The organism is Pseudomonas sp. NY15364, from assembly GCF_048068235.1.
In the GTDB taxonomy this organism is placed as follows: Bacteria; Pseudomonadota; Gammaproteobacteria; order Pseudomonadales; family Pseudomonadaceae; genus Aquipseudomonas; species Aquipseudomonas mendocina_D.
In genome coordinates this window covers 43,338-65,913 of record NZ_JBLUPX010000005.1, presented here as the reverse complement: position 1 = coordinate 65,913, position 22,576 = coordinate 43,338, and the positions used below count along the sequence as shown (strand labels likewise).

Annotated in this window: 23 protein-coding genes and 1 tRNA gene; 14 read left to right on the top strand and 10 right to left on the bottom strand. The window is 63.1% G+C overall.

Features of this window, described 5'->3' with window-relative positions; all coding sequences use genetic code 11:
• The 3 genes from queC (at position 1) to nadA (ending at position 2,005) form a co-directional block, all read left to right on the top strand.
• Positions 1-675, top strand: a complete 675-nt coding sequence (gene queC / locus ACNFCJ_RS06285; protein WP_416770425.1) for a 7-cyano-7-deazaguanine synthase QueC — start codon at positions 1-3, stop codon at positions 673-675.
• Positions 676-733: 58 nt separating this feature from the next.
• Positions 734-809, top strand: a tRNA-Lys gene (locus ACNFCJ_RS06280).
• A gap of 137 nt (positions 810-946) precedes the next feature.
• A complete protein-coding gene (gene nadA / locus ACNFCJ_RS06275; protein ID WP_003241694.1) occupies positions 947-2,005 on the top strand; it encodes a quinolinate synthase NadA in 1,059 nt (352 codons plus the stop codon).
• A 143-nt stretch (positions 2,006-2,148) separates the two neighbouring features.
• On the opposite strand, the gene ACNFCJ_RS06270 is transcribed toward nadA, so the two are convergent.
• Entirely contained in the window at positions 2,149-3,222 is a 1,074-nt protein-coding gene (locus ACNFCJ_RS06270; protein ID WP_416770423.1) for an LOG family protein, read from the bottom strand.
• Positions 3,223-3,355: 133 nt separating this feature from the next.
• On the bottom strand, positions 3,356-4,759 hold the full coding sequence (locus tag ACNFCJ_RS06265) for an MBL fold metallo-hydrolase RNA specificity domain-containing protein (protein ID WP_416770422.1): 1,404 nt from the start codon (positions 4,757-4,759) through the stop codon (positions 3,356-3,358).
• A 125-nt stretch (positions 4,760-4,884) separates the two neighbouring features.
• Here ACNFCJ_RS06265 and ACNFCJ_RS06260 point away from each other — a divergent pair, with 125 nt between their 5' ends.
• Together ACNFCJ_RS06260 and ACNFCJ_RS06255 are read left to right on the top strand one after the other, a co-directional pair.
• Positions 4,885-7,287 carry a xylulose 5-phosphate 3-epimerase gene (locus tag ACNFCJ_RS06260; protein WP_416770421.1) on the top strand — a complete coding sequence of 801 codons (2,403 nt, stop codon included), beginning with the start codon at positions 4,885-4,887 and terminating at the stop codon, positions 7,285-7,287.
• 37 nt (positions 7,288-7,324) lie between these two features.
• Positions 7,325-7,519, top strand: a complete 195-nt coding sequence (locus ACNFCJ_RS06255) for a hypothetical protein (RefSeq protein ID WP_416770419.1) — start codon at positions 7,325-7,327, stop codon at positions 7,517-7,519.
• A 13-nt stretch (positions 7,520-7,532) separates the two neighbouring features.
• Here ACNFCJ_RS06255 and ACNFCJ_RS06250 read toward each other — a convergent pair whose 3' ends face one another.
• On the bottom strand, positions 7,533-7,934 hold the full coding sequence (locus ACNFCJ_RS06250) for a quorum-sensing-regulated virulence factor family protein (protein WP_256833730.1): 402 nt from the start codon (positions 7,932-7,934) through the stop codon (positions 7,533-7,535).
• A gap of 163 nt (positions 7,935-8,097) precedes the next feature.
• On the opposite strand from ACNFCJ_RS06250, the gene ACNFCJ_RS06245 reads away from it, so the two are divergent.
• Complete coding sequence (locus ACNFCJ_RS06245; RefSeq protein WP_143506085.1) at positions 8,098-8,820, top strand: tRNA-uridine aminocarboxypropyltransferase; 723 nt, start codon at positions 8,098-8,100, stop codon at positions 8,818-8,820.
• Here the strand turns inward: ACNFCJ_RS06245 and ACNFCJ_RS06240 are convergent.
• Positions 8,780-9,706, bottom strand: coding sequence for a DMT family transporter (locus ACNFCJ_RS06240; RefSeq protein ID WP_416770417.1), 927 nt, complete (start codon positions 9,704-9,706; stop codon positions 8,780-8,782). The two genes, ACNFCJ_RS06245 and ACNFCJ_RS06240, sit on opposite strands and share 41 nt — an antisense overlap.
• A 203-nt stretch (positions 9,707-9,909) precedes the next feature.
• Between ACNFCJ_RS06240 and erdR the strand changes: the two genes are divergently transcribed.
• On the top strand, positions 9,910-10,560 hold the full coding sequence (erdR, locus tag ACNFCJ_RS06235) for a response regulator transcription factor ErdR (RefSeq protein ID WP_099522188.1): 651 nt from the start codon (positions 9,910-9,912) through the stop codon (positions 10,558-10,560).
• Positions 10,561-10,721: 161 nt separating this feature from the next.
• Positions 10,722-11,087, top strand: coding sequence for a diacylglycerol kinase (locus tag ACNFCJ_RS06230; protein ID WP_416770415.1), 366 nt, complete (start codon positions 10,722-10,724; stop codon positions 11,085-11,087).
• Between the two features lie 3 nt (positions 11,088-11,090).
• Here the strand turns inward: ACNFCJ_RS06230 and ACNFCJ_RS06225 are convergent, their stop codons facing one another.
• Positions 11,091-12,017 (bottom strand): LysR family transcriptional regulator, encoded by a 927-nt coding sequence (locus ACNFCJ_RS06225; RefSeq protein WP_416770413.1) that lies wholly within the window; start codon positions 12,015-12,017, stop codon positions 11,091-11,093.
• Between the two features lie 113 nt (positions 12,018-12,130).
• Here ACNFCJ_RS06225 and fpr point away from each other — a divergent pair, with 113 nt between their 5' ends.
• Positions 12,131-12,910 carry a ferredoxin-NADP reductase gene (gene fpr, locus ACNFCJ_RS06220; RefSeq protein ID WP_037005020.1) on the top strand — a complete coding sequence of 260 codons (780 nt, stop codon included), beginning with the start codon at positions 12,131-12,133 and terminating at the stop codon, positions 12,908-12,910.
• A gap of 91 nt (positions 12,911-13,001) precedes the next feature.
• On the opposite strand, the gene ACNFCJ_RS06215 is transcribed toward fpr, so the two are convergent.
• The 3 genes from ACNFCJ_RS06215 to ACNFCJ_RS06205 are packed head-to-tail and all read right to left on the bottom strand — an operon-like array spanning position 13,002 to position 15,296.
• Positions 13,002-13,556, bottom strand: coding sequence for a peptidylprolyl isomerase (locus tag ACNFCJ_RS06215; RefSeq protein ID WP_416770411.1), 555 nt, complete (start codon positions 13,554-13,556; stop codon positions 13,002-13,004).
• A gap of 5 nt (positions 13,557-13,561) precedes the next feature.
• A complete protein-coding gene (locus ACNFCJ_RS06210) occupies positions 13,562-14,359 on the bottom strand; it encodes an alpha/beta fold hydrolase (protein ID WP_416770410.1) in 798 nt (265 codons plus the stop codon).
• A 10-nt stretch (positions 14,360-14,369) separates the two neighbouring features.
• A complete protein-coding gene (locus ACNFCJ_RS06205) occupies positions 14,370-15,296 on the bottom strand; it encodes a LysR family transcriptional regulator (protein ID WP_125833959.1) in 927 nt (308 codons plus the stop codon).
• A gap of 77 nt (positions 15,297-15,373) precedes the next feature.
• Between ACNFCJ_RS06205 and ACNFCJ_RS06200 the strand changes: the two genes are divergently transcribed.
• The 4 genes from ACNFCJ_RS06200 to rarD all read left to right on the top strand — a co-directional run bounded on the left by ACNFCJ_RS06200 (position 15,374) and on the right by rarD (position 18,393).
• Entirely contained in the window at positions 15,374-15,688 is a 315-nt protein-coding gene (locus ACNFCJ_RS06200; RefSeq protein WP_106733068.1) for a 3-phosphoglycerate kinase, read from the top strand.
• Between the two features lie 135 nt (positions 15,689-15,823).
• Positions 15,824-16,423 (top strand): FMN-dependent NADH-azoreductase, encoded by a 600-nt coding sequence (locus ACNFCJ_RS06195; protein WP_416770407.1) that lies wholly within the window; start codon positions 15,824-15,826, stop codon positions 16,421-16,423.
• Between the two features lie 192 nt (positions 16,424-16,615).
• Entirely contained in the window at positions 16,616-17,488 is an 873-nt protein-coding gene (locus ACNFCJ_RS06190; RefSeq protein ID WP_125833957.1) for a carboxylate/amino acid/amine transporter, read from the top strand.
• Positions 17,488-18,393, top strand: a complete 906-nt coding sequence (gene rarD, locus ACNFCJ_RS06185; RefSeq protein WP_416770404.1) for an EamA family transporter RarD — start codon at positions 17,488-17,490, stop codon at positions 18,391-18,393. Before ACNFCJ_RS06190 ends, rarD begins: the two co-directional genes overlap by 1 nt.
• Here the strand turns inward: rarD and ACNFCJ_RS06180 are convergent.
• Complete coding sequence (locus ACNFCJ_RS06180) at positions 18,380-18,958, bottom strand: dihydrofolate reductase family protein (RefSeq protein WP_416770403.1); 579 nt, start codon at positions 18,956-18,958, stop codon at positions 18,380-18,382. The genes rarD and ACNFCJ_RS06180 overlap by 14 nt on opposite strands.
• A 305-nt stretch (positions 18,959-19,263) precedes the next feature.
• Between ACNFCJ_RS06180 and ACNFCJ_RS06175 the strand changes: the two genes are divergently transcribed.
• On the top strand, positions 19,264-20,589 hold the full coding sequence (locus ACNFCJ_RS06175; RefSeq protein ID WP_416770401.1) for a DEAD/DEAH box helicase: 1,326 nt from the start codon (positions 19,264-19,266) through the stop codon (positions 20,587-20,589).
• A gap of 107 nt (positions 20,590-20,696) precedes the next feature.
• Here the strand turns inward: ACNFCJ_RS06175 and ACNFCJ_RS06170 are convergent, their stop codons facing one another.
• The gene (locus ACNFCJ_RS06170) at positions 20,697-22,532 is read right to left on the bottom strand and encodes an ABC transporter ATP-binding protein (protein WP_416770399.1); all 1,836 of its coding nucleotides are present in this window, start codon (positions 22,530-22,532) and stop codon (positions 20,697-20,699) included.
• Between the last annotated feature and the right edge of the window lie 44 nt (positions 22,533-22,576).

The window sequence follows — 22,576 nt, the reverse complement described above, 5'->3', positions numbered from 1 at the left end:
ATGAACGAGAAGAAAGCGGTCATCCTCCTTTCCGGTGGCCTGGACTCGGCCACCGTGGTCGCCATGGCCAAGGCCGAAGGCTACAGCTGCTACAGCATGAGTTTCGATTACGGGCAGCGCCATCGAGCCGAGTTGCAGGCAGCCGAGCGTGTGGCGCGGCAGCTGGGTGTGGTCGAGCACAAGGTGATCGGCCTGAACCTTAACGGCATCGGCGGTTCGGCATTGACCGATAGCAGCATTGCCGTGCCCGAATCGCCCTCTGAAGGTATTCCCGCCACCTACGTGCCGGCACGCAATACGGTGTTCCTGGCGCTGGCGTTGGGCTGGGCCGAGGTGCTCGAGGCGCGCGATATCTTCATTGGCGTCAACGCGGTGGATTACTCGGGCTACCCGGATTGCCGCCCCGAGTTCGTCGACGCCTTCGAGCGTATGGCCAACCTGGCGACCAAGGCGGGTGTGGAGGGGCAGGGCTTTGTCATTCGCGCACCGCTGCAGCAGATGAGCAAGGGCGAGATCATCCAGGCCGGTATGCGCCTGGGCGTGGATTACGCACTCACGGTATCTTGCTACCAGGCCGATGATGACGGCCGCGCATGTGGCAAGTGCGACAGCTGTCGCCTGCGTGCAGCCGGTTTCACCGCAGCCGGTGTGCCTGACGCTACGCGCTATGTGTGAAAAAGTTTTCGCGAAGTGTTGATTTCCTGAATTAAATCAGTATCATGCGCCTCGCGTTGGGTCGTTAGCTCAGTTGGTAGAGCAGTTGGCTTTTAACCAATTGGTCGTAGGTTCGAATCCTACACGACCCACCAGATCGCAAAAGCCAGTCGCAAGACTGGCTTTTTTTTGCTCTCGGAAAAGCCCTCTTGCCGATGTTGCCCTGCCTGTGGCGATGGGCAGCCAGGGGGTATACTCGCAGCTCGCTCAAGAGCGCCGCAGGTTCGATGATATGACGCAAATTTCCGAACGCCTTCTGGTCCAGGCCCACCTCGATGCAAAGCAGCCCAAACCGCTGACTGCCGAGGAGGAAGCTTTCTATCGCCGTGAAATCGCCGCCGAGCTGAAGAAGCAGAACGCGGTGCTGGTAGCGCACTATTACTGCGATCCGGTCATCCAGGCGCTGGCTGAGGAAACCGGTGGCTGCGTTTCCGACTCCCTGGAAATGGCTCGCTTCGGCAATCAGCACCCGGCACAGACTGTGGTGGTAGCCGGGGTCAAGTTCATGGGCGAGACGGCGAAGATCCTCAACCCGGAAAAGCGCGTGCTGATGCCGACCCTGGAGGCGACCTGTTCGCTCGACCTGGGCTGCCCGGTGGATGAGTTCTCGGCCTTCTGCGACCAGCACCCGGAGCGCACCGTGGTGGTTTACGCCAACACCTCGGCCGCCGTGAAGGCGCGCGCCGACTGGGTGGTGACCTCCAGCTGCGCGTTGGAGATCGTCGAGAGTCTGATGGACAACGGTGAGACCATCATCTGGGCGCCAGACAAGCATCTGGGCAACTACATCCAGCGCGAGACCGGCGCCGACATGCTGCTGTGGGACGGCGCCTGCATCGTGCACGAGGAGTTCAAGTCCAAGCAGCTGCTGGACATGAAAGCCCTGTACCCGGACGCCGCCATTCTGGTGCACCCGGAGTCGCCGCAGAACGTGGTGGAGCTGGCCGATGCCGTGGGTTCCACCAGCCAGTTGATCAAGGCGGCGCAGACCCTGCCCAACTCGACCTTCATCGTCGCCACCGACCGCGGCATCTTCTACAAGATGCAGCAGCTGTGCCCGGACAAGACCTTTATCGAGGCGCCAACTGCCGGTAACGGTGCCGCCTGCCGCAGCTGCGCGCACTGCCCGTGGATGGCGATGAATACGCTGGAGCGCGTGCTGACCGGCTTGCGTCAGGGGTCTGGCGAGATTCATGTTGATCCGGCACTGATCCCCAAGGCGATCAAACCGCTCAAGCGTATGCTGGATTTCACCCAGGCTGCGCGAATGAAGGTCGCGGGTAACGCCTGAGAGGAGCAGCGACCAGCTTCAACTCACACGCTGTAGCGCCTGCTTAGGCAAGCGACTTGCCTTGTCCTTGCACGGCCTGCTCCCTCTCCTGCAAGTGGGAGAGGGGGAGGCAAACACGTAGCCCGGATTGCATCCGGGCTACTTCAGCTTGCCCAGGTCTCCGGCTCGTTGACCACGTCTAGCAGCGCACGCAGGCGGCCATAGTCACGACCGTTGAAGGCAAAGGCCAGGCGCGTTAGGTGGCACAGCTCGGGCTCGTCGTTTTCCAGCTCGCAATGGGGCTGCTGAGTGAAACCACCGCTCTTGCACAGTCCGCTGAATTCCTCGTCGAGTCGAGCGAGTGTCTGCTCGTTGAGCGGGTGGTTGAGACGAATCACGAAGCGATCCTTGAGCCAGCGGCTGGAGTGGAAGTTGCGATAGAAGTGGACGATTTCATCTACCGCTTCTTCGGCGCTGTACACCAGGTGCATCAGGTTCAGATCGCTGGGCAGGATGTAGCCATTGTCTTCAAGCTGGCGGCGCATGAAGCCCAGGGCGTCCTTCCAGTAGCTGCCACCCGGCTGATCGAGCAATACCACCGGTACCAGCGGGCTTTTGCCTGTCTGGATCAGGGTCAGCACTTCCAGCGCCTCGTCGAGCGTGCCGAAACCGCCGGGGCAAAGCACCAGACCGTCGGCCTCCTTGACGAAGAACAGCTTGCGCAGGAAGAAGAAATGGAATGACAGCAGGTGGTTGCTGCCGCGCATCGTCGAGTTGGCCGTTTGTTCGAAGGGCAGGGTGATGTTGAACCCCAGGCTGTTGTCCACGCCGGCGCCTTCATGGGCGGCGGCCATGATGCCGCCGCCTGCGCCGGTGATCACCATCAGGTCACGCTGCGCCAACCGTGCGCCCAGTTCACGAGCCTGCAGGTACAGCGGATGATCGGCTGGCGTGCGGGCCGAGCCGAAGACGGTGACCTTGCGCCGACGCTTGAGCTGTTCCAGTACACCGAAGGCATTTTCCATCTCGCGCAGGGTCTGCAGCATGATCTTGGCGTCCCAGCGGTTGCGGTCCGCCTGGGCCATATGGATCACGGTACTGAGCATTTCCCGGTACAGCTGCAGGTTCGGGCTGTTGCCGGGGGCTGCCAGTGCCACCAGTTCGTCGACCTTGCGGGTCAGGTCGACTTCGCTGGTTTGCACGTGGCGCGACAGATAGTCGTCCGCTTCGTAAGGCATGAAGGCTCTCCTGTTCTGAGACGGGCGAGAGGCTGATGCGGCTCGCGCCCGTACCGGTTCAGTGATTATGGCGTTTCATGACGCTTGCCACAGCCAGGTTGCCGTTTCGCTGCCTGCTTTTCGTAAGCGCCGGTTACAGGGCGATCTGCTCACCGGGTTCGGGAATGTTGGCGATCCAGTTCAGGCGTTCGCGCAGGGTGGCTTGCAGGGCCTGCATCTTATCCAGTTCGCCGTGCACCAGGTACAGCTCGGGGTGGTGCTCGAACTGGCTCGCCCAGTCGAGCAGCTGCGACTGACCGGCGTGCGCAGAAAAACCGCCCAGCGTGTGCACCCTGGCTTTCACCGCAATGCGCTGGTGCAGCACTTTGACCGTTTCTGCGCCGTCGACGATCAGGCGGCCGAGCGTGCCCTTGGCCTGGAAACCGGGGAACACCAGATGGCAGTTCTCGCGCCACAGATTGTGCTTGAAGTGGTGGACGATACGCCCGCCGTTGCACATGCCGGCGCCGGCAATGATGATCGCGCCGCTCTTGATCCGGTTGATCGCCATGGACTCTTCCGCCGTTGGCGTGCAGCGCAGGATCGGTAGCCAGTCCTCTACCCGGGTGACACCCTTGGCAGCCAGTGCAGCGCGGTCTTCGGCGGCGAACTGATCATGGAAGCGGCTGTAGATGGCATTGGCGCGGATGGCCATGGGGCTGTCGAGGAATACCGCCTGCTGCGGCAGGCGGCCTTCCTGATAGAAGCGGCCGAGGTAGTAGATCAGATCCTGGGTGCGGCCGACGGCGAAAGAGGGGATCAGCACGTTGCCACCTTCCTTGTGCGCCTGCTGCAGAATCTCGGCCAGCTCCTCCAGGGTTTCGTCACTGGGGCGATGATCACGGTCGCCGTAGGTCGACTCCATCAGCAGTACGTCGGCCTTGTTCAGTTGGGTCGGCGCCTGCATCAGTGGCGAGCAGGTATTGCCCAGGTCGCCGGAGAACACCAGATGACGCTGCAGGTGGTGATCCTGCACCTGCATTTCGACGATGGCCGAGCCGAGAATGTGGCCGGCATTGTGGAAGGTGACCTGCACGCCCTTGGCCACCTCGATCGTTGTGCCGTAGGCATGCGCGCGGCGCTGGCTGAGCGCCTGCTCGGCATGGGCGATGGTGTAGAGCGGCGTGATGGCCGGCTTGCCCTGGCGCGCACGCCAGCGGTTCTCCCACTCGGCGTCCTTCTCCTGGAGGAAGGCCGAATCCAGCAGCATCAGTTCGAGCAGTTCGCTGCTGGCCTCGGTGGCGTGGATCGGGCCGCGATAACCCTCGGCGACCAGGCGTGGCAGCAGCCCGCTGTGATCGAGGTGGGCATGGGAGATCACCACCGCATCCAGCTCCCGCGGGTCGAAGGGGAAGGCGCTGCGGTTCTGGTCCTCTTCCTGGCGGCGCCCCTGGTGCATGCCGCATTCGAGCAGGACCTTGGCCCCGTCGCGACTCTCCACCAGGTAGCAGGAGCCGGTAACTTGTTGGATTGCACCGAGAAAAGTGAGCAGGGCCATGGTTCTATCCTTGTTGTGATGATGTGGCGAGTCTGCCGGTTTGAAGCGCCGCGTGGTTTGATGCAGGTCACTCGATGTAGGGCTCCGGGTGCCTAAACTGCAAGCGAATTTTCAGGAGATGACCCATGCCTCAGCTATTGCCCGATGCCGCGACTCTGGCTCAACACGCCCAGCAATACCCCGGCTTCGCCCACTGGCAGGCGGGCCACGGACCTGTTCAGCATAGCCCGCAGACCAGCGCTGCGGTCTTTCGTCTGGCCCATCAGCTGGTGCAGAGCGGCTTGCAGCCCGACTTGCCGAGCGTCTACCGCCTGTTTCGCGCCCTGGATTCGCTGACCGCAGCCGGCCTCTGGCTGGTGGTGCACATGACCTATGCCCAGCGCGTTCGACTCGATGGCCAGCCGCTGCAGGCCGAGGACTTCAAACCAGTGCCGGAAGGTCATACCGGTGGCGCACTGAACATGGTGCCTGCCTACGCCGGTTACCTGGCACTCAATGCCCTGACCGCCGAGACACGTGGCTGGTTGATGGGGCAGGGCCATTGCGTGGCGGCAATCGAGGCGCTGAACCTGCTGACAGGCAACCAGCATCCCGAGCAGGCTGAGCGCTATGCCTGTGATGAAACGGGCATGAGCCGCCTGGTGGCAGATTTCTACAGCTATGCGCAGGCAGCGGACGGCCGCCCTGGCGTGCCGCTGGGCAGCCATGTCAATCCGCATACCGCTGGTGGCATCGCCGAAGGCGGTTACCTGGGCTTTGCCGAGTTGCAGTACGCGCATCTGCCATTGCCGGGCGAAAAATTGGTGGCGTTCCTCTCCGACGGTGCTGCCGAGGAGCAGCGCGGCAGTGACTGGATGCCGCGCTGGTGGCGTGCCGAGGATTGTGGTGTGGCGCTGCCGGTGATGATCGCCAACGGTCGGCGTATCGAGCAGCGTACCGAACTCGGCACGCTGGAGGGGCTGGAGGGCTTTCGCCGGCACCTGCGCGGCTGTGGTTTCGATCCGCTGAGCTTCGATGGACGTGACCCGGCAGCTTTCGTCTGTGCGCTGTGGGAAATGGAGCAGCGCCTGGCGCATCGGGTCGATGAGCGCAATCGCGAACTGATCGACTATCCCCTGCCCATGCCCTACGGCATTGCCGAAACCACCAAGGGCTATGGCTTCTATGGCGCTGGCAGCAATGCCGCGCACAACCTGCCGCTACCGGCCAGCCCGGCGCTCGATGCGCACGCACGCGAACTGTTCAACCAGCATGCGGCGGCGTTGTGGGTGCAGCCCCAGGCATTGGCTGAGGCCTGCAGCCTATTCGCTGCCGGCAAGGGGCGTGAGCCTGAACGAGACAATCCACTGGCCCGTCGTCAACCCGCGCAGCCGGTACAGCCAGCGCTGCATTTTCACGACAAGGCCTGTTCGCCCATGAGTGCGCTGGATCGCTACTTTGTCGATCTGGTACGGGCCAATCCGCAGTTACGTGCCCGTGTCGGCAACCCGGACGAACTGGCCAGCAACCGCTTGGGTGGCGTGCTGAAGGCGCTCAAGCACCGTGTCAGCCAGCCGGAAAGCGAGCTGGAATCAGTGCATGGCGCGGTGATCACGGCGCTCAACGAGGAGGCCGTGGTTTCCGCCTGTCTGGCCAACCAGGGCGGTCTGAACCTGGTGGCCAGTTACGAGGCGTTCTGCGTGAAGATGCTCGGCGCGGTGCGTCAGAGCCTGATCTTCGCCCGCCAGCAGAAAGAGGCCGGGCGACCGGCTGGCTGGCTGGGTTGGCCGCTGGTGGCGACTTCGCACACCTGGGAGAACGGCAAGAACCAGCAATCGCACCAGGACACCACCTTCTGTGAGGCGCTGCTGGGCGAGATGCACGATGTCATGCGCGTGCTGCTGCCGGCCGACCACAATTCGCTGCTGGCGCTGCTGCCAGGCATCTATCAGGAGCGCGGCAGGTTGGCTTGCCTGGTGGTGGCCAAGCGCGAGCAGCCCTGCAGCTTCACGGCCGCGCAGGCGCAGCAGCTGGCCCGTGATGGTGCCTTGCTGGTGGCTGCCGAGGGCGAGGGCGAGCCGGTGCTGCTGATCGCCAGCGGCAGTTACCAGTTGCACGCGATGCGCCGTGCTGCCGTTCGTCTGAGTCAGCATGCGGTGGCCTGGCGTCTGATTTACTTGCAGGAGCCGGGACGTTTTCGGGGGGCGCGTGATGCCTGGGAAGCACCGGCGCTGGCTACGCCTGCAGAGCATGAAGCGTTGTTTCCCGCTGCGTACCGGCGGCGCGTATTGCTCAGCCATATGCGCCCGGAGGTGGCACGGGGGCATTTGTCCACGGTGTTGGGCGAGGGCACGTTCTGTCGGGCACTGGGTTATCGCAACCGTGGCGGCACCTTCGACGAAGCCGGCATGCTGTTCGCCAACGGCTGTACCTGGGCGCATGTGTTGCAGAGTGTCGCCGAGGTGCTGGGCACAGCGGTCGATGCCTGGCTTACTACCGAGGAACGGGCCGCGCTGGCCGGCACGGGAGATCCCAATATCCTGCGCTGAATGATCGGGTTGGGGCAATTGCAAGGGAGGGGCAGGTATGCCCAGGCTGATTGTGGAGTTCGACACCGACCTCTATCGCATGCTGCAGGAGGCGGCACGAATCAACCAGTTGAGTCTGCAGGAGGAGTGCGTGCGTCGCCTCGAAGGGGGTAGGCGACGCTCACGCTACATGGAGGCCCTGCTCGCCGAGTTGCGCGCCGATGACGCCCAGCGCCGGGCGCAGCGAGGCTGAGCCTGGCCAGTACTTACAGGCCGCAATCACCCTTGTCGAAGGTTTCGACGGTAACCGGAAGGTTGCTGCGGTACTCGCTGAACTGATAACGCAGCTGCGCGCCTTGGGCCAGCAGGCTGCGATAGCCCGGATTGCGGCAGACGCTGGCCGCCAGTTGGCTGCGCACGATGTCCGGGTTGCCGCGCATGTTTGCCGCATGCGCCGGGCGCACGCTGAGGTGGTTGATCAGCGTGTGACCTTCCACGGTATAGCCCTGATCGAGAATGTCCTCGTTGATCGCCCGTGGCGTGCCCTCACTGCTCTGTCGGGCGACCTGCTCCAGGGTACGAGTCAGCTCCATTTCCTTCAGAGAGGCGGCCTGGGCGGTGGCAAGCATCAGGCTGAGTGCGAGGGCAGGAAGGATGTAACGCAGCATGTGATGTAACTCCTGAAAGCGTGGACAGCCTTGGACAGGCCACGGTCGTGAATGTTCGCGGCAGTGGCCATTGGCCTGTGACGGTTGCAGTCTACTGGTTCTGGCCCGCCAGCGGTGCGGGTGAGGTGTTAGAATCGCGCGCCCAATCGCCGTTGCGCCTTCCATGACTCATCCAGCCCCACATGCCGTCGCCCGCCTGCGCACAGAGCGCCTGGCGCGCAGCCTCAAACCCTTCGTTGCCCGTGGCTCGCGTGCCGAGCGTTGCCTGCACTGTCGGGTGCAGCCGACCCATTGCCTGTGTGCCTGGCGCCCGCAGGTCGAGGCGAATGCCGCCATGTGCCTGGTGATGCATGACATCGAGGCGCTGAAACCGAGCAATACCGGTTGGCTGATCGCTGATGTGGTGCCTGAAACCCACGCCTTCGGCTGGACGCGCACGGCCGTCGATCCGGCGCTGCTGGAGCTTTTGGCCGATCCGCAGTGGCAGCCGTATCTGGTCTTTCCCGGCGAATATGTGGCGCCACAGCGCGTGGTAGAGGAGGTGCGGCTTGCGCCCGGCAAGCGTCCGCTGTTCGTGTTACTCGACGCCACCTGGACCGAGGCGCGCAAGATGTTTCGCAAGAGCCCCTATCTGGATGCGCTGCCAGTGCTGAGCCTGACGCCAGCGCAACTATCGCGCTATCGCCTGCGTCGTTCTACCCGTGGTGAGCACCTGTGCACCGCCGAGGTGGCCGCCATGTGCCTGGAACTGGCTGGCGACCTGCGTGCCGGCGAGGCGCTGGACGATTATCTCGATGTGTTCAGCCAACATTATCTGGCCGCCAAACGGCGTTTGCCGCTGGATCTCAACGACGCTCTGCACCAGCGTTTGCAGACGTACCGCTGAGTTCACTTTGCAGTGGCTTGGGCCACAGTTGAGCCAGCAACATCCCGCCAAACATCAGCGCGCAACCCAGGTAGCCACGCAGCGCCAGCACTTCGCCGAGCAACAGGGCGCCGGCGATGGCAGCGAACACCGCCTCCAGCGAGAGAATGATCGCTGCATGCGAGGCGATGGCATGTTGCTGCGCCACCACCTGCAGGGTGAAACCGATCGCCACGCCGAATACGCCGCCATAGAGAATGGCCGGGGCAGCTTTGACAATGCCGTCCAGCGTCGCGGTCTCGAACACCAGGGCCAGGGCCAGGCTGATCACCGCGCAGGTGGCGAACTGGATGAAGGCCAGGCGCAACGGGTCATGACGGCCGGCGAAGAAACCTACCAGCAGCACATGAATACCCCAGACAAAGGCGCCGGCCAGTTGCAGCCAGTCGCCCGAGGCCACGGTGAAGCCTTCGCCGACGCTGAGCAGGAACATGCCGACCACTGCCAGGCTGGCGCCCAACCAGATGCCGGCGCTGCTGCGCTGGCCGATCAGCAGGCCGAGAATCGGTACCACGATCACGTACAAACCGGTGATGAAGCCGGAGTTGGTCACCGTAGTGAACAGCAGGCCGACCTGCTGCAGGTTGATCCCTAGCGACAGCGCCAGCCCCATGATCACACCACCCACCAGCAGGTTGCGATTCAGTGGTGCAGCGGGCCGCTGTTGGCGACGCTGCAGCAACGCCAGCACCGGCAACAGAACCAGGCAGGCGAGGGTGAAGCGCAGGCCGGTATAAAGGAAGGGGCCGATGTTATCCATGCCCAGACGCTGGGCGACGAAGGCGCTGCCCCAAATCATCGCGGTAATCAGCATCAACAGGTCGGCGCGCAGGGCTTGGCTTCGCATTGGGGCGTCTCGGCGGGAAAGTTGCGCATCCTGCCGCAAAGCATTGAGCTTGACCACCCCGTCACAGCTCGGCATGCTGAGCGCCGCCGTCGGTCCGAGTGGGGAGTCTGTGATGCTCATTGAGCAGGCTTGAGCGGGTCGTCAGGCGAAAAGCACTGCCATACTCACCTCAGTGCCACTTATAACAAGAACAGGATCTGCCAATGGCCGCCTACGAAATCCTGATTGCTGACGACCACCCGCTGTTTCGCAGCGCGCTGCAACAAGCTCTGACCCTGGGCCTGGGGCCTGAAGTGCATCTGGTAGAAGCTGCCAGTATCGCCGAGCTTGAAAACCACCTTGCCGCCAAGAGTGATTGGGACCTGGTCCTGCTTGACCTCAATATGCCCGGTGCCTACGGTTTTTCCGGTCTGGTATTGCTGCGTGGGCAGTACCCGCAGATCCCTGTGGTGATGATCTCCGCTCAGGAAGAAGCCTCCGTGGTCAACCGCTCCCGCGAATTCGGGGCCAGTGGCTTCATTCCCAAATCCAGCCCACTGGAAACCTTGCAGCAAGCGGTGCGACATGTACTCGATGGTGACACCTGGTGGCCGCCGCTGGCCGAGGAGGGGGCGCCGGTTTCCGCCGAGGCCAAGGCGGCCAGTGCCGGCCTGGCCAGCCTGACACCGCAGCAGTTCCGCGTCTTGACCATGGTCTGTGAAGGGCTGTTGAACAAGCAGATTGCCTATGAACTGAGCGTGTCCGAGGCGACGGTCAAGGCGCATGTGACGGCGATCTTTCGCAAGCTGGGCGTGCGCACCCGCACTCAGGCGGCGTTGCTGTTGCAGCAGATGGAATCGATCCCCGCGCAGTGAGCTGCGCATCGGGGCTGCGTTGAAAGCAGGCTCGGCCTGCTCATTTACAGCCCGTAAACTGCGCCGGCTCATTTGCTATCGTATAGCTCGCGATCTCGCATATAGGTGCTCGTGCTGCGGATGCAGTAAGCTGCGCGCCTCGTCCATAAGGGGTGAGGCGCATGTCGCCATTCAAGGGTCAGACCGGCCTGAAACGTATCCTCAACGCTGCCGGCTATTCGCTCGATGGCCTGCGCGCCGCGTTCTTCGGCGAAGCAGCCTTTCGCCAGCTGGTGTTGCTCAATCTGGTGCTGATTCCATCGGCTTTCGTCCTTGACGTCAGCCGCGGTGAGCGTGCGCTGATGGTGGCCGTCTGTCTGCTGGCGCTGATCGTCGAGTTGCTCAACTCGGCGATCGAGGCAGCCATCGACCGCATTTCGCTGGAGCGCCATCCGCTGTCGAAGAATGCCAAGGACATGGGCAGCGCCGCGCAGTTCGTGGCGCTGTGCATGATCGCCTCGGTCTGGGCAGTCATCCTGCTTGGCTGACGCTCAGACGATCGGCGGCAGAACGATCTGATCGCTGCGACTGACGCCGGCGGTCAGCGCACGACACTGTTCAAGAAATTCGCGCATCGCCGCTGTCTGGTACTTCTGCTTGTGCCAGATGAAGTAGAACTGCCGGCGCAGATCCAGCTCCGGAGTTTCCACTGGCGTCAGGCTGCCGCGACGAAAGGCGTCGCGCAGCGCCAGGCGTGAGATGCAGCCGATGCCCAGGCCGGATTCCACGGCGCGCTTGATTGCCTCGGTGTGTTCCAGCTCCAGGCGAATGTTCAAATTGCGCGGGTGATGACGCATGGCCTGATCGAAAGTCAGTCGTGTGCCCGACCCTTGCTCACGCAGAATCCAGGCTTCGTGCGTCAGCTCTTCCAGGCTGGCACTGCCGCGTTGGGCCAGCGGGTGTTGCGGCGCGCAGAACACCACCAGTTCGTCCTCGACCCACGGTTGCACCTCGATATCCGGGTGCTGACAGTCGCCTTCGATCAAGCCCAGGTCCAGCTCGTAGTGGGCGATTTGCTGCACCACATGGGCGGTGTTGTGGACCTGCAGCTTCACCCTGCATTCGGGGTGGCGCTGCATGAAACTGCCAATCAGCAGGGTGGCCAGATAGTTGCCCACGGTCAGGGTGGCGCCGACGTTCAGCGAGCCATAACCGCTCTTGCCACCCAGCAGGCGTTCGATTTCGCGCGCCTGGTCGATCAGCGCCACCGCCTCGGGTAGTAGCTGTCGGCCCAGGGCATTGAGCGCGAGGCGCTTGCCGGCGCGATCGAACAACTGGCAGTCGGATTGGCGTTCCAGTTCGGTCAGCGAAGTGCTGGTCGCAGACTGCGACAATGCGAGCGATTGCGCGGCGCGCGAGACGCTTTCATGCTGCGCCACGGCAACGAACACCTGAAGTTGTCTGAGAGTAAATCGCATATCGATATAACCGATAACCTATATCTTGATAATCCACTTAACAGATATTGTTGCCGCGAATAGAATGCCGCGCAATCGCGCCTTTGGCGCTGAAGTTCTTCGAGGAAATCATCATGAGCAATATGAACGTCGAGCGCGTGCTCAGCGTCCACCACTGGAACGATACGCTGTTCAGCTTCAAGTGCACCCGCGACCCGGGTCTGCGCTTCGAGAATGGTCAGTTCGTGATGATCGGCCTGCAGCAGGACAGCGGCCGCCCGCTGATGCGCGCCTACTCCATCGCCAGCCCGAACTGGGAAGAGCACCTGGAATTCTTCAGCATCAAGGTGCCGGACGGCCCGCTGACTTCGCAACTGCAGCACTTGAAGGAAGGCGACGAGATCATCATCAGCAAGAAGCCCACCGGCACGCTGGTGCTCGATGACCTCAACCCCGGCAAGCACCTCTATCTGCTCAGCACCGGCACCGGCCTGGCGCCGTTCATGAGCGTGATCCAGGACCCGGAAACCTACGAGCGCTTCGAGAAGGTGATCCTGGTCCACGGCGTGCGCTACGTGAACGAAGTCGCCTACCGCGAATTCATCACCGAGCACCTGCCGCAGAACGAATTCTTCGGCGATGCGCTGAAGGACAAGCTGATTTACTACCCGACCGTGACGCGCGAGCCGTTCGAGAATCAGGGCCGTCTGACCGACCTGATGCGCAGCGGCAAACTGTTCGCCGATATCGGCCTGCCGCCGATCAACCCGCAGGACGACCGCGCCATGATCTGCGGCAGCCCGAGCATGCTCGACGAGACCAGCGAAGTGCTCGACAGCTTCGGCCTGAAGATTTCCCCGCGCATGCGTGAGCCGGGGGATTACCTGATCGAGCGCGCCTTCGTCGAAAAATAAGCGCCTCCGTTAAAAGACAAAGCCGCCCAATGGGCGGCTTTGTCGTTTCAGTTGTAGGGTGCGCCGTGCGCACGGCGCACCCTACGGGACTTTACAGACGCTTGGCGTCGATGATCAGCACTGGCTCGCGCGGTACGTTCTGGTGCATGCCGCGGTTGCCGGTGGGGACCTGGGCGATCTTGTCCACCACGTCCATGCCGCGGGTGACCTTGCCGAATACGGCGTAGCCGAAGTCACGCGAGCTGTGGTCGAGGAAGGCGTTGTCCTTGTGGTTGATGAAGAACTGGCTGGTGGCCGAGTCGCGTACCTGAGTACGGGCCATGGCCAGGGTGCCGCGCACGTTGTGCAGGCCATTGTCGGCTTCGTTCTTGAGCGGCGCGTTGGTGTCCTTCTGGCGCATGTCGGCATCGAAACCACCGCCTTGGACCATGAAGCCCGGAATCACCCGGTGGAACTGGGTGCCGTTGTAGAAGCCACTGTCGACGTACTTGAGAAAGTTCTGCGTGCTGATTGGCGCCTTGTCGGCGGCCAGCTCTACTTCCACTTCACCCAGGCTGGTGGTCAGCAGGACCTTGGGATTTTCTGCGGCCAGCAGGCTGGAGGACAGCAGCAGGGCGCCGATGGCGAGAACGAGTTGCTTGAGCATGATGGTCAGTTTTCCTTGTTGGCGGTCTCGCCGAGAAAGGCGAGCAGGGCGTTATTAAAGCGTTCTGGTTGATCCAGTGGTGTGGCGTGGCGCGAGTTTTCGATGATCAGCAGGCGCGCGTTGGGCATTTCTGCCACGTATTCGCGCTTGCGTTCAATGGGCGTGTAGTCACGGTCGGCGCTGATCACCAGGGTAGGACAGGTGATGCGATCGAGGCGTTCACGCACGCCCCAGCCGATGATCGCGTCAAGGCTGGCGAGGTAGGCGCGTTTGTCGTTCTGCGGCCAGCGTTCTTCGACCTTGCGACGCAGTTCGGCCTGCTCCGGTTTGGGGAACAGCAGCTTGCCCAGCGCCTTGGCGATGGTGTCCAGGCTGAGCAGGCGCGAGAGCGTCCAGCGTTTACCGATTTCCAGCCAGTCGCGTGCGCTCTTGGCCTTCACCTCTGGACCGCTGTTGACGATGGTCAGGCTGCGCAGCAGTTCGGGGCGGTCTACGCCGAGCTGGAAGCCGATCATCCCACCCATGGAGATGCCCACCAGATGCACGGGTGCAAGCTGCAGGTGGTCGATCAGGGCGGCGACATCCTCGGCAAAATCGGCGATGCGATAAGCCTCGCGCGGCTTGTCCGAACGGCCATGGCCGCGCACGTCGAGGGCGATGACCCGATAGTGCTGGGCGAGCACCGGGATCTGGTATTCCCAGTCGCGCGTGCTCGAGCCCAGGCCATGCACCAGTAGCAGGGGCGTGCCGTGACCGTAGTCTTCGTAATGCAGTTGGCAACCGTCGTTGTCGAAGTAGGACATGGGCGGGCTCTCAGTTGGGCGACTGCGGCGCGGCGAAGGCGGCGTCCAGCGGCGCCGCGTCGAAGTTCTTGATCAGCTCGATGAGAATCTGTGTAGCCGGACCGAGTACGCGCTCCTTGTTGCTGTAGAGGAAGAAGCGCGGTTTGCGCAGACCGCCCTGGGTCAGGGGCAAGGGTTTCAGCAGGCCTTCCTGCAGTTCACGGACGATCAGGTGGCGTGGCAGCCAGGCGAAGCCCAGGCCGCTGCTGACGAAGGTGCGTGCGGTCGGCAGGCTGCCCACTGTCCAGCGCTGTTCTGCGCCCAGCCAGCCGGCGTCGCGCGGCTGCAAGCGGCCACTGTCACGGGTGACCACCTGCATCTGGCCTTCCAGGTCCTGAAAGCTCAGCTCGCGTTGCAGGCGATGTAGTGGGTGTTCCGGGTTGGCGACGGCGACGAATTCCACTTCACCCAGCTCGATGCCCAGGTGACCGGTGATGTTCAGCGCACTGATGGCCAGGTCGGCGGTGCCTTCGAGCAGCACTTCCTCGACGCCGGACAGCACTTCCTCGCGCAGGCGTACGCGGCAGCCGCGGCTTTGCGGCATGAAGGCGGTCAGGGCTCGGACGAGGTTGGCGGTGGGGTAGGCGGCATCCACCACCAGGCGCACTTCGGCTTCCCATCCCTGTTCCATGTGGTGGGCCAGGTCTTCCAGCTGGCTGGCCTGCTTGACCAGTTGCCGTGAGCGGCGCAGCAATACATCGCCGGCTTCGGTGAGCACGGCCTTGCGACCGTCGATGCGCAGCAGCGGTACACCGAGCTGTTCCTGCATACGTGCCACGGTATAGCTGACCGAGGACTGCGAGCGGTGCAGCACCTCGGCGGCCTGGGCGAAGCCGCCCTGATCCACCACGGCCTGCAACGTGCGCCATTGATCCAGGGTTACGCGAGGAGCTTTCATCACATCATCCTGCCTGAGTCGGCTGTTATCGCCGACGATCTCCACCTACACTGGCGATCCCATGTTGGAGAGCACCGATGAAAAAAATAATCTGCTTGCTGCTGGCCTGTATGCCGTTGGCTGCCTATGCCTACCCCATCGAGGTGGAAAAACAGTTCAACGGCGCCGAGGTCTCCGCCACCACTCAGGAAATCGACCACAACATGGCGGCTCTGATGCTCTACAACTACGGTCAGAGCGAAGCCGAGTGCAGTGCCGTGTTCCAAAATGGCCCCGAGGCACCGCGCATCCGGCGTACCGTGTTGGCGCCTGGCGCCAGCAACAACATGGCGGTCAAGTTCACCCGTAGCGTGATTCGTCTGCGGATCAAGCTGACCTGCAACCTGAAGTGATGGAAGCCTAGATGCGACCCGTCGATAAATCAAATTAGTCGATATATGTAAGCGGATATTTACGCTTTTTTATCGAAAGTCGCATCTCTATTCTCTGCTCCATCGACTCTTGTTCATCTCGATGGAGCCTCAGACATGTCCCGTATTCTCGTAATCGAAAGCAGCGCCCGCCAGCAAGGTTCGGTCTCCCGCGAGCTGACCCAGCAATTCATCGCCAATTGGCAGGCTGCGCACCCGGCTGATCAGGTCCTGGTGCGTGATCTGGCGGCCGAGCCGGTGCCGCATCTCGACGCCACGCTGCTGGGTGGCTGGATGACCCCGAGCGAGCAGCAGAGCGATGCCGAGAAAGCTGCCCTGGCCCGCTCCAATCAACTGACCGATGAGCTGCTGGCTGCCGATGTGCTGGTGCTGGCTGCGCCGATGTACAACTTCGCCATCCCCAGCACCCTCAAGGCTTGGCTCGACCATGTGCTGCGCGCTGGCGTCACCTTCAAGTACACCGAAACCGGGCCACAGGGCCTGCTGACCGGCAAGCGTGCCTTCGTGCTCACGGCTCGTGGCGGGATCTACGCCGGCAGCGGCCTGGATCATCAGGAGCCCTACCTGCGTCAGGCGTTGGCCTTCATCGGCATCCACGATGTGCAGTTCATTCATGCCGAAGGCCTGAACTTGGGCGCCGAGTTCAGCGAAAAAGGCCTGGCCCAGGCCAAAGCCAAGCTGGCTGAAGTGGCCTGATCCGAAACTCTCCTGGCGCCTGGGCTCCTGGGCGCTTCTGCCGGGCATTGCGCAAGCAATGACCGGCTGGGCCTGGCGACAAGCTCTTGCCCGGTGGCGACGGCTTGCACGTGAGGCCGGTGGGGTTCGCCTACTGTCGATTGTACGCCCGCGATGAACGCGCTAAGGTCGCCGCCTGTTCCTGAGGTGACCATGCGCTATCTGTTGATCGTGACCCTGCTGTGGGCGTTTTCCTTCAGCCTGATCGGTGAGTACCTTGCCGGCCGGGTCGACAGCTACTTCGCGGTGCTGACGCGCATCGTCATCGCCGGTCTGCTGTTCGTGCCGCTGACCCGTTGGCGCGGCCATGCCCCGGCCTTCGTGCGCGGCATGCTGCTGATCGGCGCGCTGCAGTTCGGCATCACCTACGTGTGCCTGTACCTGAGTTTCTCGGTGCTGACGGTGCCGGAGGTGTTGCTGTTCACCATCCTCACGCCGCTACACGTGACGCTGATCGAGGATGCCCTCAATCGTCGATTCAACCCCTGGGCGCTGGTCGCCGCTCTGGTGGCCGTGCTGGGCGCCGGGATCATCCGCTACGACGGTATCAGCAGCGGCTTTTTGCTCGGTTTCCTGTTGCTGCAGGTCGCCAACTTCACCTTCGCTGCCGGGCAGGTACTGTACAAGCATCTGCTGCTCAAACACCCCTCGAGCGAGCCGCAGTACCGGCGCTTCGGCTTCTTCTATCTGGGCGCCTTGCTGATTGCGCTGCCCGCGTTCCTGCTGCTGGGTAACGGCGAGCGTCTGCCTAGCAACGCACTGCAGTGGAGCGTGCTGGTCTGGCTTGGTGTGGTGGCGTCCGGATTGGGACTGTATTGGTGGAACAAAGGCGCCAGCCTGGTCGATGGTGGCACCCTGGCGGTGATGAACAATGCGCTGGTGCCGGCCGGTTTGCTGGTCAATCTGCTGATCTGGAATCACGACGCCGATCTGCTGCGCCTGGCTCTGGGCGGTGCGGTGATTGCGGCGTCGCTACCGCTGGTCAATCTGGGGCGTACGCGTCGCACGCCTGCCGAGGTGCGCTGATGCAATTGTCCGGGCGGGGAGTGGCGCTATCGGTTGGCGCCTCGATGCTGTTTGCCGTGCTGCCTGGCTACGTGCAGTGGCTGACGCCGCTCGATGGCGTGCAGATATTCGCTCAGCGCGTGCTCTGGTCGATTCCGTTGGTGCTGCTGCTGGTGCTGCTGGCAGGGCAGACCACCTTGCTGCGCGAAACCTTCGTGCGTCTGCGCCACGAGCCGCTGTTGTTGGCTGCCTGCCCGCTGGCGGCGGCTTTGATCGGCGTGCAGTGGGGGCTGTTTCTCTGGGCGCCCTTGGCCGGGCATATGCTGGAAGTGTCCATGGGGTACTTCCTGCTGCCGTTGGCAATGGTGCTGACTGGTCGGCTGTTCTACGGCGAGCGCCTGCGCCCGCTGCAGCGCTTGGCAGTGAGCTGCGCCATGCTCGGCGTGCTGCACGAACTGTGGCGCACCCAGGCGTTCTCCTGGCTGACGCTGATCACTGCGTTGGGGTATCCGCCATACTTCATGCTGCGCCGCTGGATGCGCCTCGATGCGCTATCCGGTTTCGTGGTGGAGATGCTGATGCTGGCGCCGTTGGCGATTTGGCTGATCGTTGCCTACGGGCCGGTTGGCGCATTCGCTGAGCGGCCGCTGCTGTGGTTGCTGGTGCCGGTGATGGCGCTGATCGGTACGCTGGCCTTCGCTGCGTACATCGCGTCCAGCCGGCTGCTGCCCCTGGGGCTGTTCGGCATTCTCAGCTATGTAGAGCCAGTGCTGTTGTTCGCCGTGGCGCTACTGGTGCTGGGCGAGACTTTCGATGCGGGGCAGTGGTTGACCTACCTGCCGATCTGGGCGGCTGTGCTGCTGGTCGGCTGGGACAGTGCCCGGCTGCTGCGCAAGCAGCAGCGCGAGAACATCAGGCCGCGTTGATTCGCGGCGCGGGGATCTGCGTTGGTATGCTGGCCTGCTTCTGCACCTGGTAGTGCACTTGCAACGTGACGTTGTTGAAGCGGCGTTGCTCGCTCAGCGTCAGGCTGCGTTCGATGCCGGTGGCCAGCAGTGGAATACCGGCGCCGAGCAGGTGCGGTACCAGGTTGATCACCACTTCGTCGATCAGTCCGGCGGTGTAGCAGTTACCCGCCAGCAGGCTGCCGCCGACCAGCCAGATGCGCTGGAAACCGGCCTCCTTCAGTGCAGCTACGGCTTGAGCCGGTGTGCAGTGCGTCAGCTGTATTTCGTCCGCGGCGCGCGGTAGCGCGAGGCGAGTCAGCACCACGCAGGGCTTGCCGGGGTAAGGCCAGGGACCGCCCCGTTTGAGCAACGCCTCGTAGGTGCCGCGGCCCATCAGCAGGGCATCTATGCCGGAATAGAAGTACTGAAAGGCATACTCTTCATCGGCCTGCCGTGGCGAATCGAACCAGTCGATGCGGCCATCGGGACGCGCGATATAGCCGTCAAGGCTCGACGTGACGTGGTAGATCAGCGAAGCGTTCATGGTGCCTCCGCACGCGGGTTATCTGAGAGATAGATCGATGGCCGCAGAACAAGTTCGGCAGAGGTCGTGCCACTCGTCGGCGCGTTCGCTGATCAGTCCAGCACGTTACGCAGGATTTCGTAGACGATCCCGGTCGCGATGGCGACCAGCACGACATCGCGGCCGATCTGCTCCTGCCGGATAGTGACTCCAGGCAGCCGCCCGTCGTCGCCTGAACGCGAGTTTCATGCAAAGAAATTCGGCCCCGGCGGCGGAAACCGTTAGGCTATGCACCGTTTTGTCGATTTCTCTGAGGTAGTGCCCCCGTGTTTGCCCAATTCGCCCTGCATGAACGCCTGCTGAAAGCCGTGGCCGAGCTTAATTTCGTCGAGCCGACTCCGGTGCAGGCGGCAGCGATTCCGCCTGCGCTGGAGGGCAAGGACCTACGGGTGATTGCCCAGACCGGCAGCGGCAAGACCGCCGCTTTCGTTCTGCCGCTGCTCAATCGCCTGCTCGGTGATGGCAACTCCAAGCAGCGCCTGAGCATTCGCGCGCTGATCCTGCTGCCAACCCGCGAGCTGGCCCAGCAGACGCTCAAGGAAGTCGAGCGCTTTGCCCAGTTCACCTTCCTCAAGGCCGGCCTGGTGACCGGTGGCGAGGACTTCAAGGTGCAGGCCGCAATGATGCGCAAGATCGATATCCTGATCGGCACGCCGGGCCGCCTGATCGAGCACGCCAACGCCGGCAACCTGCCGCTGGACGAGGTCGAAGTGCTGGTGTTCGACGAGGCTGACCGCATGCTCGACATGGGCTTTGCCGAAGACGCCCAGCGTCTGGCCGAGGCTTGCGGGCCGCACCAGACCCTGCTGTTCTCCGCCACCACCGGCGGCAATGGCCTGCGCGAGATGGTCGCCAAGGTACTTAAGGACCCGCAGCACCTGATGCTCAACAGCGTCAGCCAGCTCAATGAGGGTACCCGCCAGCAGATCATCACGGCCGACCACAACTACCACAAGGAACAGCTGGTCGACTGGTTGCTGACCAACGAGGCCTACGACAAGGCCATCGTCTTCACCAACACCCGTGTGCAGGCCGACCGCCTGTACGGCAAGCTGGTGACCGCCGGGGTCAAGGCGTTCGTGCTGCATGGCGAGAAGGACCAGAAGGATCGCAAGCTGGCCATCGAGCGCCTGCGCCAGGGCGCGGTCAAGGTGCTGGTGGCCACCGACGTGGCGGCGCGTGGCCTGGACGTCGAAGGTCTGGATCTGGTGATCAACTTCGACATGCCGCGTTCCGGCGACGAGTACGTGCACCGCATCGGTCGTACCGGCCGCGCCGGTGGCGAAGGCCTGGCGGTGTCGCTGATCTGCCACACCGACTGGAACCTGATGTCGAGCATCGAACGCTACCTCAAGCAGCGTTTCGAGCGTCGCACCATCAAGGAGCTGAAAGGCGTTTACCAGGGGCCGAAGAACCTCAAGGCGTCCGGCAAGGCTGCCGGCAGCAAGAAGAAAAAGACCGAGAAGAAAGACCCGAAGAAGGCCGCCGCACCCAAGCGCAAGACCGGCCCACGACCGGCTGGCAAGCCATCGTCGTTGGTCAGTGAAGATGGCAGCGCGCCGCTCAAGCGCAAGAAGCCGGCTGCGGAGTAATCTGGCTGTTGTGGGAGGCGCTTTCGGCTCTGGCATCCTGCTTCGCTCTACCTCCTGCATCCATGCAGTCATAGCGGCGAGTCGCGGCTGAAGCCCCTCCCACAGTTTTACTCCACCCCGACGAAACCACCGGTCTGATGCTGCCACAGGCGTGCATACAGACCGCCGTGGGCAATCAGCTCGGCATGGGTGCCGGTTTCGATAACCTGGCCCTGGTCGATCACCACCAGGCGATCCATCCGCGCGATGGTCGACAGGCGGTGGGCGATGGCGATCACCGTTTTGCCTTCCATCAGGCTGTCCAGGCTTTCCTGAATGGCCGCTTCCACTTCCGAATCCAGTGCCGAGGTGGCTTCGTCCAGCACCAGGATCGGCGCGTCCTTGAGCAGTACGCGGGCGATGGCGATGCGCTGGCGCTGACCGCCGGACAGCTTCACGCCGCGTTCACCGACCTGCGCATCCATGCCACGGCCGCCCTGGCTGTCGTCGAGGGTGGGGATGAAGGCATCGGCGCGGGCCTTGCGTACCGCCTCCCACAGCTCCTCGTCGCTGGCTGCGGGCTTGCCGTAACGCAGGTTGTCGCGGATCGAGCGGTGCAGCAGCGAGGTGTCCTGGGTCACCACGCCGATGTTGGCGCGCAGGCTCTCCTGAGTCACCGTGGCGATATCCTGATCGTCGATCAGGATGCGGCCGCTTTCCAGGTCATAGAGGCGTAGCAGCAGGTTGACCAGGGTCGACTTGCCGGCGCCGGACGGGCCGACCAGGCCGATCTTTTCGCCGGGGCGAATATCGATGCTGAGGCCGGCGATCACGCCGCCGCGCTTACCGTAGTGGAAGTGGATGTCGTCGAAGCGCACGCTGCCCTGCTGCACCTGGATCGGTTTGGCGTCGGCGCGGTCAAGTACCTGGCGTGGCTGCACGATGCTCTGCATGCCGTCCTGCACGGTGCCGACGTTTTCGAAGATGCCGTTGACCACCCACATGATCCACTCGGCCATGTTGTTGATGCGGATCACCAGGCCCAGCGCCAGGGCGATGGCGCCGGTGGTGATCAGCGACTGGCTCCACAGCCATAGGGCCAGCGCACCGGTGCCGACGATCAGCACGCCATTGAGGCAGGTGATGAGAAAGTCCAGCGCAGTGATGGTGCGTGACTGCAGGCGGAACTTGTCGAGCAGGTCCTGCATGGCTTCGCGGGCGTAGCTTTCCTCTTCCTGCGAGTGGGCGAACAGTTTGAGCGTGGCGATGTTGCTGTAGCCATCGACGACCCGGCCCATGACTTTCGAGCGCGCCGAGGAGGCGGCGGCCGAGCGCGCCTTGATGCGCGGCACGAAGTACCACAGCGCCGCGCTGTAACCGACGATCCACAACGCCAGCGGCACCACCAGGCGCAGATCGGCGGCGGCGAACAGGTACAGCGCGCTGCCGGCATAGACCACCACATGCCACAGTGCGTCGATCACCTGCATCGCCGAGTCGCGTAGCGAGGGGCCGGTCTGCATCACGCGCTGGGCAATACGCCCGGCGAAGTCGTTCTGGAAGAAGCTCAGGCTCTGCTTGAGTACGTAGCGATGGTTCTGCCAGCGAATCAGGTTGGTCAGGCCCGGATTGACCGCCTGGTGCGTGAGCAGATTGTGCAGGCCGAACACCACGGGGCGGATGACCAGCGCCACCAGTAGCATCCACAGCAGCTCGTTCTGGTGCTCGCTGAAGAAGCTGCTGGCATCCGTGCTGGCTTGGGCCATGTCGATCAACTGGCCGAGGAAGGCGAACAGCGCGACCTCGATCAGGGCAGCGAAGAAGCCGATCACCAGCACGGCCAGCATCAGCGGCCACACCTGTTTCAGGTAGTGACCGTAGAAGCGCAGCATGCCGGCGGGCGGTGCGACGTCAGGGCTGGGTTTGAAGACGTCGATCAGGGATTCGAAGCGGCGAAACAACATTGCAGGCGTCCTGCCTCGGCAGAGTAAACGTCGATAGTAACGCC

Coding starts and splice junctions, on each gene's coding strand:
- queC (WP_416770425.1), top strand. CDS start 1: ATGAACGAGAAGAAAGCGGTCATCCTCCTTTCCGGTGGCCTGGACTCG.
- nadA (WP_003241694.1), top strand. CDS start 947: ATGACGCAAATTTCCGAACGCCTTCTGGTCCAGGCCCACCTCGATGCA.
- ACNFCJ_RS06270 (WP_416770423.1), bottom strand. CDS start 3,222: ATGCCTTACGAAGCGGACGACTATCTGTCGCGCCACGTGCAAACCAGC.
- ACNFCJ_RS06265 (WP_416770422.1), bottom strand. CDS start 4,759: ATGGCCCTGCTCACTTTTCTCGGTGCAATCCAACAAGTTACCGGCTCC.
- ACNFCJ_RS06260 (WP_416770421.1), top strand. CDS start 4,885: ATGCCTCAGCTATTGCCCGATGCCGCGACTCTGGCTCAACACGCCCAG.
- ACNFCJ_RS06255 (WP_416770419.1), top strand. CDS start 7,325: ATGCCCAGGCTGATTGTGGAGTTCGACACCGACCTCTATCGCATGCTG.
- ACNFCJ_RS06250 (WP_256833730.1), bottom strand. CDS start 7,934: ATGCTGCGTTACATCCTTCCTGCCCTCGCACTCAGCCTGATGCTTGCC.
- ACNFCJ_RS06245 (WP_143506085.1), top strand. CDS start 8,098: ATGACTCATCCAGCCCCACATGCCGTCGCCCGCCTGCGCACAGAGCGC.
- ACNFCJ_RS06240 (WP_416770417.1), bottom strand. CDS start 9,706: ATGCGAAGCCAAGCCCTGCGCGCCGACCTGTTGATGCTGATTACCGCG.
- erdR (WP_099522188.1), top strand. CDS start 9,910: ATGGCCGCCTACGAAATCCTGATTGCTGACGACCACCCGCTGTTTCGC.
- ACNFCJ_RS06230 (WP_416770415.1), top strand. CDS start 10,722: ATGTCGCCATTCAAGGGTCAGACCGGCCTGAAACGTATCCTCAACGCT.
- ACNFCJ_RS06225 (WP_416770413.1), bottom strand. CDS start 12,017: ATGCGATTTACTCTCAGACAACTTCAGGTGTTCGTTGCCGTGGCGCAG.
- fpr (WP_037005020.1), top strand. CDS start 12,131: ATGAGCAATATGAACGTCGAGCGCGTGCTCAGCGTCCACCACTGGAAC.
- ACNFCJ_RS06215 (WP_416770411.1), bottom strand. CDS start 13,556: ATGCTCAAGCAACTCGTTCTCGCCATCGGCGCCCTGCTGCTGTCCTCC.
- ACNFCJ_RS06210 (WP_416770410.1), bottom strand. CDS start 14,359: ATGTCCTACTTCGACAACGACGGTTGCCAACTGCATTACGAAGACTAC.
- ACNFCJ_RS06205 (WP_125833959.1), bottom strand. CDS start 15,296: ATGAAAGCTCCTCGCGTAACCCTGGATCAATGGCGCACGTTGCAGGCC.
- ACNFCJ_RS06200 (WP_106733068.1), top strand. CDS start 15,374: ATGAAAAAAATAATCTGCTTGCTGCTGGCCTGTATGCCGTTGGCTGCC.
- ACNFCJ_RS06195 (WP_416770407.1), top strand. CDS start 15,824: ATGTCCCGTATTCTCGTAATCGAAAGCAGCGCCCGCCAGCAAGGTTCG.
- ACNFCJ_RS06190 (WP_125833957.1), top strand. CDS start 16,616: ATGCGCTATCTGTTGATCGTGACCCTGCTGTGGGCGTTTTCCTTCAGC.
- rarD (WP_416770404.1), top strand. CDS start 17,488: ATGCAATTGTCCGGGCGGGGAGTGGCGCTATCGGTTGGCGCCTCGATG.
- ACNFCJ_RS06180 (WP_416770403.1), bottom strand. CDS start 18,958: ATGAACGCTTCGCTGATCTACCACGTCACGTCGAGCCTTGACGGCTAT.
- ACNFCJ_RS06170 (WP_416770399.1), bottom strand. CDS start 22,532: ATGTTGTTTCGCCGCTTCGAATCCCTGATCGACGTCTTCAAACCCAGC.